Annotated in this window: 16 protein-coding genes and 1 pseudogene; 14 read left to right on the forward strand and 3 right to left on the reverse strand. The window is 63.2% G+C overall.

Features of this window, described 5'->3' with window-relative positions; all coding sequences use genetic code 11:
• Positions 1 to 156: 156 nt before the first annotated feature.
• On the forward strand, positions 157 to 498 hold the full coding sequence (locus U873_RS0108205; protein ID WP_025127786.1) for a hypothetical protein: 342 nt from the start codon (positions 157 to 159) through the stop codon (positions 496 to 498).
• Here U873_RS0108205 and U873_RS37505 read toward each other — a convergent pair.
• Positions 495 to 1,087: pseudogene (locus tag U873_RS37505) on the reverse strand (aminotransferase class V-fold PLP-dependent enzyme). The gene U873_RS0108205 and the pseudogene U873_RS37505 sit on opposite strands and share 4 nt — an antisense overlap.
• A 191-nt stretch (positions 1,088 to 1,278) precedes the next feature.
• Between U873_RS37505 and U873_RS36910 the strand changes: the two are divergent.
• Entirely contained in the window at positions 1,279 to 1,440 is a 162-nt protein-coding gene (locus U873_RS36910; RefSeq protein ID WP_177330251.1) for a hypothetical protein, read from the forward strand.
• 144 nt (positions 1,441 to 1,584) lie between these two features.
• The gene (ccoM, locus tag U873_RS37395; protein WP_015634423.1) at positions 1,585 to 1,701 is read left to right on the forward strand and encodes a cytochrome c oxidase subunit CcoM; all 117 of its coding nucleotides are present in this window, start codon (positions 1,585 to 1,587) and stop codon (positions 1,699 to 1,701) included.
• A 134-nt stretch (positions 1,702 to 1,835) separates the two neighbouring features.
• On the opposite strand, the gene U873_RS0108225 is transcribed toward ccoM, so the two are convergent.
• Positions 1,836 to 3,311, reverse strand: a complete 1,476-nt coding sequence (locus tag U873_RS0108225) for an inorganic phosphate transporter (protein WP_025127788.1) — start codon at positions 3,309 to 3,311, stop codon at positions 1,836 to 1,838.
• Between the two features lie 375 nt (positions 3,312 to 3,686).
• Positions 3,687 to 3,887 carry a hypothetical protein gene (locus U873_RS0108230; RefSeq protein WP_025127789.1) on the reverse strand — a complete coding sequence of 67 codons (201 nt, stop codon included), beginning with the start codon at positions 3,885 to 3,887 and terminating at the stop codon, positions 3,687 to 3,689.
• A 685-nt stretch (positions 3,888 to 4,572) separates the two neighbouring features.
• On the opposite strand from U873_RS0108230, the gene pcaR reads away from it, so the two are divergent.
• The 11 genes from pcaR (at position 4,573) to pcaC (ending at position 15,521) form a co-directional block, all read left to right on the forward strand.
• Positions 4,573 to 5,415: a pca regulon transcriptional regulator PcaR gene (pcaR, locus tag U873_RS0108235; RefSeq protein ID WP_016962563.1), complete on the forward strand. Its 843-nt coding sequence runs from the start codon at positions 4,573 to 4,575 to the stop codon at positions 5,413 to 5,415.
• 291 nt (positions 5,416 to 5,706) lie between these two features.
• Positions 5,707 to 7,053, forward strand: a complete 1,347-nt coding sequence (locus U873_RS0108240; protein WP_025127790.1) for an MFS transporter — start codon at positions 5,707 to 5,709, stop codon at positions 7,051 to 7,053.
• A gap of 304 nt (positions 7,054 to 7,357) precedes the next feature.
• Positions 7,358 to 8,218 carry a CoA transferase subunit A gene (locus tag U873_RS0108245; protein WP_025127791.1) on the forward strand — a complete coding sequence of 287 codons (861 nt, stop codon included), beginning with the start codon at positions 7,358 to 7,360 and terminating at the stop codon, positions 8,216 to 8,218.
• Positions 8,215 to 8,994 carry a CoA-transferase subunit beta gene (locus tag U873_RS0108250; protein ID WP_025127792.1) on the forward strand — a complete coding sequence of 260 codons (780 nt, stop codon included), beginning with the start codon at positions 8,215 to 8,217 and terminating at the stop codon, positions 8,992 to 8,994. The genes U873_RS0108245 and U873_RS0108250 overlap by 4 nt, the downstream gene beginning before the upstream one ends.
• Positions 8,991 to 10,196, forward strand: coding sequence for a 3-oxoadipyl-CoA thiolase (gene pcaF / locus U873_RS0108255; RefSeq protein ID WP_177330255.1), 1,206 nt, complete (start codon positions 8,991 to 8,993; stop codon positions 10,194 to 10,196). Before U873_RS0108250 ends, pcaF begins: the two co-directional genes overlap by 4 nt.
• Before the next feature lie 33 nt (positions 10,197 to 10,229).
• Entirely contained in the window at positions 10,230 to 10,934 is a 705-nt protein-coding gene (pcaH, locus tag U873_RS0108260) for a protocatechuate 3,4-dioxygenase subunit beta (RefSeq protein ID WP_025127794.1), read from the forward strand.
• 1 nt (position 10,935) lies between these two features.
• On the forward strand, positions 10,936 to 11,502 hold the full coding sequence (pcaG, locus tag U873_RS0108265) for a protocatechuate 3,4-dioxygenase subunit alpha (protein WP_025127795.1): 567 nt from the start codon (positions 10,936 to 10,938) through the stop codon (positions 11,500 to 11,502).
• 95 nt (positions 11,503 to 11,597) lie between these two features.
• Entirely contained in the window at positions 11,598 to 12,893 is a 1,296-nt protein-coding gene (locus tag U873_RS0108270) for an MFS family transporter (protein ID WP_025127796.1), read from the forward strand.
• A 48-nt stretch (positions 12,894 to 12,941) separates the two neighbouring features.
• The gene (locus tag U873_RS0108275; RefSeq protein ID WP_025127797.1) at positions 12,942 to 14,306 is read left to right on the forward strand and encodes a 3-carboxy-cis,cis-muconate cycloisomerase; all 1,365 of its coding nucleotides are present in this window, start codon (positions 12,942 to 12,944) and stop codon (positions 14,304 to 14,306) included.
• Positions 14,307 to 14,317: 11 nt separating this feature from the next.
• Positions 14,318 to 15,106 (forward strand): 3-oxoadipate enol-lactonase, encoded by a 789-nt coding sequence (pcaD, locus tag U873_RS0108280; RefSeq protein WP_025127798.1) that lies wholly within the window; start codon positions 14,318 to 14,320, stop codon positions 15,104 to 15,106.
• 22 nt (positions 15,107 to 15,128) lie between these two features.
• Complete coding sequence (gene pcaC / locus U873_RS0108285; RefSeq protein WP_025127799.1) at positions 15,129 to 15,521, forward strand: 4-carboxymuconolactone decarboxylase; 393 nt, start codon at positions 15,129 to 15,131, stop codon at positions 15,519 to 15,521.
• The last annotated feature ends 208 nt before the right edge of the window (positions 15,522 to 15,729 follow it).

The following is a 15,729-nucleotide window of genomic DNA, read 5'->3' on the forward strand; positions in this document are numbered from 1 at the left end:
GAACTCTGATAAAAACGCCTGGATGAAAAGGTAGCGTACCGCGACGTTCGTCAGGTTCAAGGGCACGATCGGCTGACGACTGGGTCACAGTTTTGCGACCGATGGCTCAAGTCGCCCATGCCGCAGCCGACAGCCTGCCGACAGGAGACCAATAATATGCTGCCACCCATGCTCCCCTTGAGTGCCGTGCCGATCACCGCCCAGCAGGACCCGGTCCGCCAGCGACCGGACATCCCGCCTGTGGTACCGGTGCAGGAAAGCTCCAACGAAAGCACCATCGACCTGCAGAAGCGCGACCCCGAGGAGTCCGCCCTGCTGCTGCGCGAGGAGCAACGCCGCCAGCAACAGAAGCAGCGCCGCGAGCGCGAGGCCGAGGACGACCCCGAAGAGCATCTGGCAGTGCCCGGTGACGAATTGAACGCCGACAACACCGTGCCGGTGGTGCCGTTGATCGAGGACGCTCCGCGCCAGGGCCTGTGGGTGGACGTCGAGGTCTAGGAGCGCGTGTTTCCCGCCAGTTCCGCGAGGGCCTGCAACAGGCACTCGATTTCCTCTTGTGTATTGAAATAACTCAAGGCAATCCGGGCGACGCTGCCCAGGCTCCGGGCCTGCATGTCCAGCGGTGTGTAATTGACACCATTGACACCATTGGCGCCGATATTGATGCCCCGGCGCGCCAGTTCTTCCTTCAGTGCCTGCCCGTCCCAGCCTTCGAGGGTGAAGGCGATCAAGCCCGATTGTTGCCCTGGACTGCCCAGGCCCTGTAGTTGCAGGCCGGGCAAACGCTGCAGTTCCCGGCGTAGCCTGTCGCTCAGCATGCCGATCCTTTGGGTTATGGCGGCAATGCCGAGGCTTTCGAACTCCAGCAGGGCGTTGGCTCGGGTGCGTCTGACAAACAACGGCTGGCCCAGGTGCTGTTCGAGTTTCTGCACCTGATGGCTGACCGCGCTCTGGCTTTGGACACCTGCTCTTCGCTCAGGCCGGAGACGCACAGTTCCTGGGCCGCCAGGCTGAAACTCAGGTGCCGGGCCACGGCCTCGAAGGCGCGCAGGGCCAGCAGCGGGGGCAGGTGCTTGGGCGTTTCCACATGCGGTTTCCTGTGGGTGGGGCGGCCATTGTGCGGATAAAAAGTCTTCCCGGCAGCGACTTTATTGCCGTAGCGTCGGTCTGATCACTGGTCAGGTGCGGCGCCACGTCGCATTATTGGCACATTCGCCAGGGCCGCCCTGGGTTCCAAGCCGTGCGGCCGATATTGACTTCGAGTGATGCAAGCAAGCCATGAATCAAGACGACAAGCTGATCGACCTGAACGCCGAGCGTGCCAAGCGCGTGCATGACCTCAACGACAAGCGCCTGAACGAAGTGCGCCAGGCATTCGAACAAGCCATGCCTTTGGGCAAAGCCAAGAAAAAGCCGAAAAACAAACCGAAAAAGCGCTGAACTGGGCGCTTTCTGTTGATGCAGGTCAGTTATTCCCCCTTCCTCGCGCCCAGTCATGGGCGACATTGACCCCGGTCAATTTTCCCCGCCGCCTCTTTGGTTAACTTAGCCCCATCGCAACAGGGCAAGAGCAGGAGGCCAGTCATGTTTTTCGACAATGTGGTGATCGCCGGAGTGCTGACTGTCGGCCTCATGGTTCTGTTTTTCGCAGGGTTTGGATTCTTCATCTGGAAAGACGCGAATAAGCGCAAGAAGCCTTAAGTCTTTCCAGGGCAACGAGCACGCAAGGCATTTTGGGCAACTTCGGTTGCCCTTTTTTTTGCCTGCCAGAAAGTTCAAGGCATAAAAAAAGGTGCGTCCTGTGGGGCGCACCTTTTTTATTGGCGGACGGGGTATCAGGTACCCAGGGCCTTGGACGCCAGCCAGAACAGGCCGGCCGACAGGGCCACCGTTGCCGGCAGGGTCAGGACCCAGGCCAGGAGGATGGTGCGCACTGTGCCGCCTTGCAGGCCGCTCTTGTTGGCGACCATGGTCCCGGCCACGCCGGAGGAGAGCACGTGGGTGGTGGAGACCGGCAGGCTGAAGATGTTCGCCAGGCCGATCAGGCCGGCGGCGGTGATCTGTGCCGACATGCCCTGGGCGTAGGTCATGCCCTGCTTGCCGATCTTCTCGCCGATGGTCAGTACCACGCGTTTCCAGCCGATCATGGTGCCCAGGCCGAGGGCCAGGGCGACGGCCAGGATGACCCAGAACGGTGCGTATTCGGTGGTAGCGGTCAGGTCCTTGCGCAGCTTGTCCAGGTCGGCCTTTTCACGGGCAGAGATGCTTGGCAGCTTGCCGACCTTCTTCGCCGTGTCGTCCAGGCAGAGCAGGTAGCGACGTACTTCGATACGGCTTTCCGCCGACAGCGAGTGATAGTCGGAAACGCCCTTGAGGCTGCTCAGGAGAGCGGCGATGGTCGGTTCGGTTTGCTGCGGGTTGCAGCGGAACTTGCCCGGCAGGTCGTCCTTCACGCTTTTGCCCAGGGCCAGGAATTCGCCCAGGGACTCGTGGTTGCGCTCGTAGAACTGGCTCAGGTGCAGGGTCGCGTCGCGGGTTCGCTCGATCTGGTAGGTGGTGCTGTTGAGGTCCATCACGAACTGGGCAGGCACGATACCGATCAGTACCAGCATGATCAGGCCGATACCTTTCTGGCCGTCGTTGGAACCGTGCACGAAGCTCACGGCCATGGCCGAGATCACCAGTACCAGGCGGTTCCAGAACGGTGGGTGCTTCTTGTCATCGACCTTGCGGCGCTGTTCCGGGGTCTTGTGCATCTTCGAGATCGGCCGCCACCATTTCAGGCCGATCAATACCAGCGCTGCAATAATGAAGCCCGCCATCGGCGAGAACACCAGGGAGGCACCGATATCGACTGCCTTCTGCCAGTTCACGCCATCGCTCAGGGGAATGTCGCTGAGCAGGGCATTGGCCAGGCCGACGCCGAGGATCGAGCCGATCAGGGTGTGGGAGCTGGAGGCGGGAATGCCGAAGTACCAGGTGCCCAGGTTCCAGGTGATGGCCGCGGCCAGCAACGAGAAGACCATGGCCAGGCCGTGGCCGGTGTTGACGTTGATCAGCAGCTCGACCGGCAGCAGGTGGACGATGGCATAGGCCACGCCAACCCCGCCCAGCAGCACGCCGAGGAAATTGAACACACCGGAAAAGAACACGGCCAGGTGCGGCGGCATGGCCTTGGTGTAGATGACAGTGGCAACCGCATTGGCGGTGTCATGAAAGCCGTTGATGAACTCGTAGGCGAGGACAAAAGCCAGGGCGAGCAAGAGGCTCACAAGCACCCAAGCATCCAGTCCGCTGAATAAATCGATCATGAAGGTTTTCTGACCCGGTCATAAGGGGGCGCGATTATGCCAGAAAACCCCGCTAATCAATGCACAAGGTGCTCGCCGGTAACATTCTTCAACGAAAAAACTGACCGGGAGCAGAGTTTTCGCCAATTCTCCCCAGCAGCGGCAAGTCATTGAGTTTGCTGGGCTAAAGCGTGCTAGGCAGCGGGTTGGCCCTCAGTTCGCGAGGGTTAAAACGCCTGTATGAAATTTCAACGAAAGGGCCTGCCGGCCACCTTCCTCGCTGCGGATGGGCAAGGCGGTAATGGGTTCGGGGTAGCGAACATCAATGGTCTGCCTGGCCGCTGGGGTATTCGCGCGGACAAGCGGGCAAGCCCTGGAGGAGTCAGGCCGACAGCATCATGGCAGTTCGGGCTTGAGCTCTTTTTCCATCTTTTGCAGTTCTTGGCTAAAGGCCTGATCGCTAATGCTCGCGCGCTTGCGCCAAGGTTTGCGCTCAGGCTCCGGTTGGGCGGCATAACGGGTGATTTCGCCGCCGTAAACTTCCTTGTAACGTTGCTCCTGGCGCTCAAGTTCCGCGCGCAGTTCGTCTTTCGTCACAGTGTTACCTAATTGAGTAAAGGTCCATTCCGATGCAACGCATTGCCTGTGGGCAACTCTAAACAATCGGTCCGTTGCCTGTTATGGCGCCGACTCCGATCCATTCAAGCCTGCCGTTTAGTGCATGCGGCCACGTCACCGGATGAAAACGCCTGTCGTAGCAACAGCGTTGTTTGTTGCAAGCGGGTTGGCCCAATCTGGTTTGCGGTCAAGCGCTTGCGGCAGATGATCGATTACAGCCTCAGGTCATCTGGATGAGCTGGAAGCGGAATTGAGTCCCGCACTCCACACTCGAGCAGTATAGCTTCGGCGAAAAATAACTGTATGGCCGAAAAGTTTAAAACAGCCAACTTTATTGTGAGCGTTTCGTGACACGCAAGTTCTAATCACTTCCTACAGGAGGCGGGGTGTCTTGCTAGTCCATTGGTTGAAGTCTATATGGGGCGACTTCCTTCTTAATACAAGTGGCGGGTTGAAGAACACCGCTCGAGAACAGTGTCAGCGGGCGGACTATTACTGTGGATTCTTGTAATAAATGAACCCGCTCGTTGCTCAGGAAGGCCAGGCAGCAGATTGCGATTATCGGTCGACGGTTCGATAATCGCCCAATGTTGCAGGCCTCAGCTTGTGCTGTCTCTCCAATACGGCTTGTAATACAGAAGAATTTCGTCGCAGAGAGCCTGAAATGAACGATCAGATGCGTAATTCCTTTACCTCAGTGGCCCCGCCCATCGTGGCTTCGGCGGCAAAGAGGATTCAGGCGTTGACCGGTGACCCGGATTTCATGACCTCTCTGGCCCGGGGGCTGGCGGTGGTGCAGGCGTTCCAGGAGCGCAAGCGGCACCTGACCATTGCCCAGATCAGCCACCGTACGGAAATCCCTCGGGCAGCAGTGCGCCGTTGCCTGCACACCCTGATCAAGCTGGGATATGCCACCACCGACGGGCGTACCTACTCGCTGCTGCCCAAGGTGCTGACCCTGGGCCACGCCTACCTGTCCTCGACCCCCCTGGCGGTGTCTGCCCAGCCCTACCTGGATCGCATGAGCGAGCAACTGCATGAGGCCTGCAACATGGCCACCCTGGAAGGCGACGACATTCTCTACATCGCCCGTTCGGCCACTACCCAGCGGCTGATCTCCGTCGACCTCTCGGTCGGCGGGCGGTTGCCGGCCTATTGCACCTCCATGGGACGGATCCTGCTCGCGGCTCTGGATGATTCCTCGCTGCACGAATACCTCGAGCATGCCGATCTGCAGGCCAAGACCAGCCGTACCCTGCATACCCCGGAGGCGTTGCTGGAATGCCTGCAGCAAGTGCGTCAGCAGGGCTGGTGCATCGTCGATCAAGAGCTGGAGCAGGGGCTGCGCTCCATTGCCGTGCCGGTGTACGACGCCTCGGGCCAAGTGCTGGCGGCGCTCAACGTCAGCACCCATGCGGGACGGGTCAGCCGCGCCGAGCTTGAGCAGCGTTTCTTGCCTGGCCTGCTCAGTGCCAGCCGCGACCTCAGCGCCCAGCTGTTTGCCTAAGCTGTTCGATAAACGCACAGATACGCCTTTCGTGAATTGACGCTGTTTCCCCTGGCTCATTAATGTCGCGGCAGCGTCATCGGCGGCAAGCAGGCATGACCTGCCTGCAGTCGATGGCCCGCCCAATAATAAAGAAGAGGCCAACCCACATGAGCACGCTTTCCCTGCGTCGTTGCCGCGACCGTTCCTGCCGTCCCGCTCGAATCGCCTGATTCCAAGCGCTTTTCCCAAGTGACCTGATCAGCCCTGGCGGCATGTGCTCGCCTGCGTTTTAGCGTGGAAATAACAACCATGAACCAACCCCAATCCGCTGTAGGGAACTGCCTCGATGTGCAGTCCTTTATCAATGCCCAGCCCCTGTCGCCTTACCAGTGGCGAGTGGTGATCCTGTGTTTCCTGATTGTCTTCCTCGATGGCCTGGACACTGCCGCGATGGGCTTCATTGCCCCGGCACTGTCCCAGGACTGGGGGATTGACCGGGCCAGCCTCGGCCCGGTAATGAGCGCCGCCTTGATCGGCATGGTCTTCGGCGCCCTGGGCTCCGGGCCCCTGGCCGACCGTTTCGGACGCAAAGTAGTGCTGGTGGGGGCGGTGCTGCTGTTTGGTGCCTTCAGTCTGGCCTCGGCCTACAGCACCAATGTCGACCAGTTGCTGGTCCTGCGTTTCCTCACCGGCCTTGGCCTGGGGGCGGGCATGCCCAACGCCACCACGCTGCTCTCGGAATACACCCCGGAGCGCCACAAGTCGTTGCTGGTCACCAGCATGTTCTGTGGCTTCAACCTGGGCATGGCCGGCGGCGGCTTCATTTCCGCCAAGCTGATCCCGACCTTCGGCTGGCACAGCCTGCTGCTGATCGGCGGCATCCTGCCGCTGCTCCTGGTGGTGGTGCTGATGGTCTGGCTGCCAGAGTCGGCGCGTTACCTGGTGGTGCGCAATCGCGGCACTGACAAGGTGCGCAAGGCCCTGGCGCCAATCGCCCCGGCCATAGTCCGCGAGGCCGGCAGCTTCAGCGTGCCGGAACAGCAGACCGTGAAGGCGCGCAACGTGTTCGCGGTGATCTTCTCCGGTACCTACAGTGTCGGCACCTTGCTGTTGTGGCTCACCTATTTCATGGGCCTGGTGATCGTCTACCTGCTGACCAGCTGGCTACCGACCCTGATGCGCGACAGCGGCGCGAGCATGGAGCAAGCGGCGTTTATCGGCGCCCTGTTCCAGTTTGGCGGGGTGCTCAGCGCCGTGGCCGTGGGCTGGGCCATGGACCGCTTCAATCCGCACAAGGTCATCGGCTGTTTCTACCTGCTGGCCGGGGTCTTCGCCTACGCCGTCGGCCAGAGCCTGGGCAATATCACCCTTCTGGCGACCCTGGTGCTGATCGCCGGCATGTGTGTCAACGGCGCGCAATCGGCGATGCCTTCCCTTGCGGCGCGTTTCTACCCGACTCAGGGTCGCGCCACCGGAGTCTCCTGGATGCTCGGCATTGGTCGCTTCGGCGCCATTCTCGGGGCCTGGATGGGCGCCACCCTGTTGGGGTTGGGCTGGAACTTCGAGCAAGTGTTGACGGCCCTGGTGATTCCGGCGGCCCTGGCCACCACGGCCGTGGTGATCAAGGGCATGGTCAGCCATGCCGACGCGACCTGATTCCCCCGGCGCGTTCCTGGATGAAAGGCAAGGGCGCGCCGTCAGCCGTTGCCGCAGTGTGCGGCAGCGTCCGTCCGGAGGCCGAGCCCTTTGCCCGCGTCGCACCTGCGGTCGCATGCAGCCCAGGGGGGCGTTTCGGCGGGCTGAGGAGGATCGATAGCCTCGCAACAATCCGTTCGATAATCGAACGCTGAGTCGATTATCGGATTGTTTGGGGTGGGGCAGCGGCTTAATCTTCAGTCACTGCGGCGCGCCCAGAGCGCCTTTTCTCCAGTCGCTGAATAACAACCGGGAGACCCCACCCATGGCTGCAATCCTTTCGCTGCACGACGCGGTGAAGCAGTTCATCAACGACGGCGATACCGTCGCGCTCGAAGGCTTTACCCACCTTATTCCTACGGCCGCAGGTCATGAAATCATTCGCCAGGGCAAAAAAGACCTGACCCTGGTGCGGATGACGCCTGACCTGATCTACGACCAGTTGATCGGAGCCGGTTGTGCTCGCAAGCTGATTTTCTCCTGGGGTGGCAACCCGGGGGTGGGTTCCCTGCATCGCCTGCGGGACGCCGTGGAAAAGCAATGGCCACAGCCGCTGGAGATCGAAGAACACAGCCACGCCGACCTGGCCAACGCCTATGTCGCCGGCGCCTCGGGGCTGCCCTTTGCGGTGTTGCGGGCTTACGCCGGCTCCGACTTGCCCAAGGTCAACCCGCTGATCAAGACCGTGACCTGTCCCTTCACGGGCGAAGTGCTGGCGGCGGTGCCCTCGGTACGGCCCGATGTCACGGTGATCCACGCGCAGAAAGCCGACCGCAAGGGCAACGTGCTGCTGTGGGGCATTCTCGGCGTGCAGAAGGAAGCCGCCCTGGCCGCCAAGCGTTGCATCGTCACCGTCGAGGAAATCGTCGATGACCTGCAGGCCCCGATGAACGCCTGCGTGCTGCCGACCTGGGCGCTGAGCGCGGTCTGCCACGTCCCTGGTGGGGCCCATCCGTCCTACGCCCATGGTTATTCCGAGCGCGACAATCGCTTCTACCAGGCTTGGGACCCGATCGCCCGTGATCGTGAGACCTTTACCGCCTGGATCAACGAATACATCCATGGCAGTGCCGATTTCAGTGAATTCCAGGCCAAGCTGGCCGCTGCTTCGGAGGCCAAGCAATGACCTACTCCACCAATGAAATGATGACCGTGGCCGCGGCCCGTCGTCTGCAGAACGGCTCGGTGTGCTTTGTCGGCATCGGCTTGCCGTCCAAGGCCGCCAACCTGGCGCGCCTGACCTCGTCGCCGGACGTGGTGCTGATCTACGAATCCGGTCCGATCGGCGCCAAGCCCAGTGTGCTGCCCCTGTCGATTGGTGATGGCGAGCTGGCAGAAACTGCCGACACCGTGGTCCCCACCGGGGAAATCTTCCGCTACTGGCTGCAAGGCGGGCGCATCGACGTGGGCTTCCTCGGCGCGGCCCAGGTCGACCGCTTCGGCAACATCAACACCACCGTCGTGGGCGATTATCACCAGCCGAAAGTGCGCCTGCCGGGTGCGGGCGGCGCTCCGGAAATCGCCGGTTCGGCGAAAAGCGTACTGATCATCCTCAAGCAGTCCTCGCGCTCCTTTGTCGACAAGCTGGATTTCGTGACCTCGGTCGGCCACGGCGAGGGCGGCGATTCGCGCAAGCGCCTGGGCCTGCCAGGGGCCGGGCCGGTAGGCATCATCACCGACCTGTGCATCATGGAGCCGGAAGCCGGTACCCACGAATTCGTCGTCACTTCCCTGCACCCGGGCGTGACCCGCGAGCAGGTGGTGGCCGCCACCGGCTGGGCCATCCGTTTCGCCGAGCAAGTGGCCGAGACGGCCGCGCCTACCGAAGTCGAACTGACAGCCCTGCGTGACCTGGAAGCGCGCACTGCCGCGGCCCATGGCCAAGCCCCCGGAGAAGCCTGATGCGCGACGTATTCATCTGTGATGCCATTCGTACCCCCATTGGCCGCTTTGGTGGCGGCCTGTCGGCGGTGCGCGCCGATGACCTGGCGGCGGTGCCGATCAAGGCGCTGATGGAGCGCAACCCGACGGTGGACTGGAATGCCGTGGACGAGGTGTTCCTCGGCTGCGCCAACCAGGCCGGTGAGGACAACCGCAACGTGGCGCGCATGGCGCTGCTGCTGGCCGGCTTGCCGGACAGCGTGCCCGGGGTCACCCTCAACCGCCTCTGTGCCTCGGGCATGGACGCCATTGGCACCGCGTTCCGCGCCATTGCCAGTGGCGAAATGGAGCTGGCGATTGCCGGTGGCGTCGAGTCCATGTCCCGCGCGCCCTTTGTCATGGGCAAGGCCGACAGCGCCTTCTCGCGCAACATGAAGCTGGAAGACACCACCATCGGCTGGCGTTTCATCAACCCGTTGATGAAAGCCCAGTACGGTGTGGATGCCATGCCGCAGACCGCCGACAACGTGGCGGACGACTACCAGGTGTCCCGGGCCGACCAGGACGCCTTTGCCCTGCGCAGCCAGCAGCGTACCGCCGCGGCTCAGGCCGCCGGTTTCTTTGCCGAGGAAATCGTCGCGGTGCGCATCGCCCACAAGAAGGGCGAAAGCGTCGTCGAGCAGGACGAACACCCACGCGCCGACACCACCCTGGAAGCCCTGGGGCGGCTCAAGCCGGTCAACGGCCCGGACAAGACCGTGACCGCCGGCAATGCTTCGGGGGTCAATGACGGTGCTGCGGCGCTGATCCTGGCGTCGACCGAAGCCGTCGAGAAACACGGGCTGACTCCGCGTGCCCGGGTTCTGGGCATGGCCAGTGCCGGGGTTGCGCCTCGGGTCATGGGCATCGGCCCGGTGCCGGCGGTGCGCAAGCTGGTGGAGCGCCTGGGGATGGCGGTCGCTGATTTCGACGTGATCGAACTCAACGAAGCCTTTGCCAGCCAGGGCCTGGCGGTCCTGCGGGAACTGGGGCTGGCGGACGACGCACCACAGGTCAACCCCAACGGTGGCGCCATTGCCCTGGGGCACCCACTGGGCATGAGTGGTGCACGGCTGGTACTCACCGCCTTGCATCAGCTGGAAAAAACCGGCGGCAAGACAGGCCTGGCCACCATGTGCGTAGGTGTCGGCCAGGGGCTGGCGCTGGCGATCGAGCGGGTCTGACGCCTGCCTATCTATAAGAGAAGAACCATGACCATGAGTGACAAGCCCGGTTACCGGCGCCCGCAAGCCGGGACCCAACCTGATTACCTGCACCCGGCCTACCAGTCGACCAACACCCGGTCGCCGTCCAAGCCGCTGGTGTTCCTGCCCCATTCGCTGTCGGAAATCACCGGGCCGACCATCGGCGCCGAGTACCTGCAGGAGCGGGACAATGACCTGACCGCCCAGCACGAGGGCCAGCCCCAGGGCGAGCGCATCATCATCCACGGTCGGGTGCTGGACGAGAATGGCCTGCCGGTGCCGGGGATCCTGGTGGAGATCTGGCAGGCCAACGCCGCCGGGCGCTACAACCATGATCGCGACCTGCACGACGCGCCCCTGGACCCGAACTTCACCGGCACCGGGCGCACCGTCACCGACGCCGACGGCTGGTATCAGTTCCAGACCATCAAGCCCGGTGCCTACCCCTGGGGTAACCACCACAATGCCTGGCGCCCGGCGCATATCCACTTTTCGCTGTTCGGCCCCAGCGTGCTCACGCGCCTGGTGACCCAGATGTATTTCCCCGGGGACCCGCTGCTGGCCCATGACCCGATCTACAACTGCGTGCCGGACACGAGCGCCAAGGAACGCCTGATCGCCCGTTTCGATCTGGAGAAAACCATTCCTTCCTATGCCCTCGGTTACCGTTGGGACATCGTTTTGCGCGGCCGCGATGCCACGCCGATGGAGAAATGACATGACCCTGACTGCAACCACGTCTCACACCGTCGGCCCTTACTACCACATCGGCCTGACCTGGCTGAACCGCGAAGACCTGACCAACGCCGAGACCCTCGGCCAGCGGGTGGCGATCACCGGGCAAGTGGTGGACGGCAACGGCAACTTCGTCAACGACGCGATGCTCGAAGTCTGGCAAGCCAACGCCGCGGGCAAATACCTGCACCCCGAGGATGACCAGGACAAGGCCCTGGATCCGAATTTCCAGGGGTTTGGCCGGGTGCCGGTGGATGGGGAAGGGCGTTTTCGCTTCACCACCATCAAGCCTGGCACGGTGCCGGGGCTCCAGGGCACGACCCAGGCGCCGCACCTGGTGGTGCTGGTGTTCGCTCGTGGCCTGGTCAAGCACCTGCTGACCCGGATCTACTTCGACGGCGAACCGGCCAATGCCGCCGACCCGCTGCTGGCCTGCGTGCCCGTGGAGCGCCGCAGCACCTTGCTGGCCAAGACCGGCGCCGACGGTCAGTACCAGTGGAACGTGATCCTCCAGGGTACTGACGCCGAAACCGTGTTCTTCGACTACTGACCTGGGGCGCCGCCGTCCCCTCGACGGCGGCGGCAGGGAACGGGAATGTTGCCAAGTGTGTCTAGACTCACACTGTCCCCCACGAGTGAAAAACCATGACAACCACAACAAGTCACTACACCGGAGAGGAGCGCAGCAAAAGGATCTTTGCCATAGTCGGTGCCTCCTCCGGCAACCTGGTGGAATGGTTCGACTTCTACGTCTATGCCTTTTGCGCCATCTACTTCGCTCCGGCCTTCTTCCCCTCCGACGATCCCACGGTGCAGTTGCTCAACACCGCCGGGGTGTTCGCCGCGGGGTTCCTGATGCGCCCCATCGGTGGCTGGCTGTTCGGCCGGGTCGCTGACCGCCACGGGCGCAAGAACTCGATGATGATCTCGGTGCTGATGATGTGCGCCGGCTCCCTGGTCATTGCCTTTTTGCCGACCTACGCCAGCATCGGTGCCTGGGCGCCGTTCCTGCTGTTGGTGGCGCGGCTGTTCCAGGGCCTGTCGGTGGGCGGGGAGTACGGCACCACCGCGACCTACATGAGTGAAGTGGCGCTCAAGGGCCAGCGTGGTTTTTTTGCCTCCTTCCAGTACGTGACCCTGATCGGCGGGCAACTGCTGGCAGTGTCGGTGGTGGTGATCCTCCAGCAGTTCCTCGATGAGGGAGAACTCAAGGCCTGGGGCTGGCGCATTCCGTTCGTGATCGGCGCCATCGCGGCGGTGATCTCGCTGCTGCTGCGGCGCTCGCTGAAGGAGACCACCAGCAAGGAAATGCGCGAGGACAAGGACGCCGGCAGTATCGCCGCGCTGTTCAAGAATCACTCGGCAGCCTTTATCACGGTGCTGGGCTACACCGCCGGCGGCTCGCTGATTTTCTACACCTTCACCACCTACATGCAGAAGTACCTGGTGAACACCGCAGGCATGCACGCCAAGACTGCCAGCTACATCATGACCGGCGCCTTGTTCCTCTACATGTGCATGCAGCCGCTGTTCGGCATGCTTGCCGACCGTATCGGCCGGCGCAATTCCATGCTCTGGTTCGGCGCTCTGGGGACCCTGTTCACCGTACCGATCCTGATGACCCTGAAGACCGTCACCAGTCCGTTCCTGGCCTTCGTGCTGATCACCCTGGCCCTGGCCATCGTCAGTTTCTACACCTCCATCAGCGGCCTGGTGAAGGCCGAGATGTTCCCGCCGCAAGTGCGCGCGCTGGGGGTGGGCTTGGCTTATGCGGTGGCCAATGCGATCTTCGGTGGTTCCGCGGAATGGGTGGCCCTGAACTTCAAGAACATGGGCATGGAAAACACCTTCTACTGGTACGTCACGGCGATGATGGCGATTGCCTTCCTGTTCAGCCTGCGCCTGCCGAAACAGGCGGCGTATCTGCACCACGACCTTTGACCCATGCACCTGCGCCCGCCCCGGGCGCAGGTGCAGCAAGGACTGTTTATGACCCTACCTGCGAGCAATCAATTGTTCGATGCCTACTTCACTGCCCGGGAAATGCGCAGCGTGTTCTGCGACCAGGGGCGGGTCCAGGCGATGCTCGACTTCGAGGCCGCCCTGGCCCGGGCCGAGGCGCGGACCGGGTTGATTCCCAGCGCAGCGGTTGCCCCCATCGAGGCGGCCTGCCGCGCCGAACTCTATGACTTCCAGGCCCTGGGCGAAGCGATTGCCACGGCCGGCAATTCGGCGATTCCCCTGGTCAAGGCCCTGGGCAAGCAGATCGCCCGGAGCGCTGGCGAAGCCGAGCGCTATGTACACCTGGGAGCCACCAGCCAGGACGTGATGGACAGCGGCCTGGTGCTGCAACTGCGCCGCGCCGTGCATTTGCTGGAGCAGGACCTAGAGCGCCTGGGCAGCATCCTGGCGGAGCAGGCCCAGCGCTATGGGGCCACGCCTCTGGCCGGTCGTACCTGGCTGCAGCATGCCACGCCGGTGACCCTGGGCATGAAGATCGCCGGCTGGCTGGGGGCGGTGACCCGCAGCCGCGAACGGCTGCAGCAACTCAAGCCGCGCCTGCTGGTGCTGCAGTTCGGCGGTGCCTCCGGGACCCTGGCGGCCTTGGGCGAACAGGCGCTGCCGGTGGCCCGGGCCTTGGCGGATGAATTGCAGTTGCGCCTGCCGGAACAACCCTGGCACACCCAGCGCGACCGCCTGGTGGAATTCGCTTCGGTACTGGGCTTGCTGGCTGGCAGCCTGGGCAAGCTGGGGCGGGATATCAGCCTGTTGATGCAGACCGAAGCGGCGGAAGTCTTCGAGCCTTCGGCACCGGGCAAGGGCGGTTCGTCCACCATGCCCCACAAGCGCAATCCGGTGGGCGCGGCAGTGCTGATCAGCGCCGCGACCCGGGTGCCCGGCCTGCTGGCCACGATGTTCAGCGCCATGCCCCAGGAGCACGAGCGCAGCCTCGGCCTGTGGCATGCCGAATGGGAAACCTTGCCGGAGATCTGCTGCCTGGTGTCCGGCGCTCTGCAACAAGCTCTGCTGGTGGTCGAGGGCCTGGAAGTCGACAGCGCGCGCATGGCCCGCAACCTCGACCTGACCCAGGGCCTGGTGCTGGCCGAGGCGGTGAGCATCGCCCTGGCCCAGCGCCTGGGCCGGGAAACCGCCCATCATCTGTTGGAGCAATGCTGTAAACGCGCGGTGGCCGAGCAACGCCACCTGCGGGCGGTACTGGGGGACGATGCCCAGGTCTGCGCCGAACTCTCGGCGGCGGAACTGGATCGTCTATTGGACCCGGCGCACTACCTGGGCCAGGCGCAGGCCTGGGTCGAGCGCGCCGTGGCTGAACATTTTGCCTTGAAGGCCTGAAGGAGACTGCTGTGGGATTCGTGAAACTCGCCGAGGGCGATCTGCACTATCAACTCGAAGGGCCAGAAGGCGCGCCGGTGCTGGTGCTGTCCAACTCCCTGGGCACCGACCTGCACATGTGGGACAAGCAGATGGCGGCATTCACCCGGCATTTCCGGGTGCTGCGCATGGACACCCGTGGCCATGGTCTTTCGCTGGTGACCGAAGGGCCCTACAGCATCCAGCAACTGGGCCAGGATGTGCTGGCGCTGCTGGACGCCCTGGATATCCAGCGTGCGCATTTCTGCGGCCTGTCCATGGGCGGCCTGATCGGCCAGTGGCTGGGGATCAATGCCGGCGAGCGCCTGCACAAGCTGGTGGTGTGCAACACCGCGGCGAAGATTGGCGAGCCCTCGGTCTGGAACCCGCGGATCGAGACCGTGCTGCGTGATGGCCAGGCGGCCATGGTAGCGCTGCGGGATGCCTCCATCGCCCGCTGGTTCACCCCGGACTTCGCCGAAGCCCATCCGGACCAGGCCAAGTTGATTACCGACATGCTTGCGGCGACCTCGCCCCAAGGCTATGCGGCCAACTGCGCCGCCGTGCGGGACGCGGATTTCCGTGAGCAATTGGCGGCGATCAAGGTGCCGACCCTGGTGATTGCCGGCAGCGAAGACGCAGTGACGCCCCCCGCTGGCGGGCATTTTATCCAGCAGCACGTGAGCGGCGCCGAATACGCCGAGTTCTATGCTGCGCACCTGTCCAACGTCCAGGCCGGCGACGCGTTCAGCGACCGGGTCGTGGAATTCCTGCTGGCCTGAGTACCGATTCTAGGAGCCCCTTGTGGACGAGAAACAACGTTATGACGAAGGCATGCAGGTCCGCCGCGCGGTATTGGGCGATGCCCATGTCGATCGCAGCCTGAATGCCCTGACCGAGTTCAACTCGGAGTTCCAGGAAATGATCACCCGCCATGCCTGGGGTGATATCTGGACCCGTCCGGGCCTGCCGCGGCACACCCGCAGCCTGATCACCATTGCCATGCTGATCGGCATGAACCGCAACGAAGAGCTCAAGCTGCACCTGCGGGCCGCGGCGAACAACGGCGTGAGCCGCGGCGAGATCAAGGAAGTGATCATGCAGAGCGCGATCTACTGCGGCATCCCGGCGGCCAATGCGACCTTCCACCTGGCCGAATCGGTGTGGGACGAACTGGGCACCGAGTCGCGCTTGTAGGAGCCGGCTTGCCGGCGAAGGCGGCCCGCCAGCTGGATCGCGTCGCCCCGGTTCGCGAGCAAGCTCGCTCCTACAAAAGCGGGTTGGGTGCATTTCGCGGTTGTAGGAGCCGGCTTGCCGGCGAAGGGGCCCGCCAGTTGGGCCGCGTCGCCCAGGTTCGCGAGCAAGCTCGCTCCTACAAAAGCGGGTCGGGTGCATTTCGCAGTTG

The organism is Pseudomonas sp. PH1b (assembly GCF_000633395.1).
Classification (GTDB): Bacteria; Pseudomonadota; Gammaproteobacteria; order Pseudomonadales; family Pseudomonadaceae; genus Aquipseudomonas.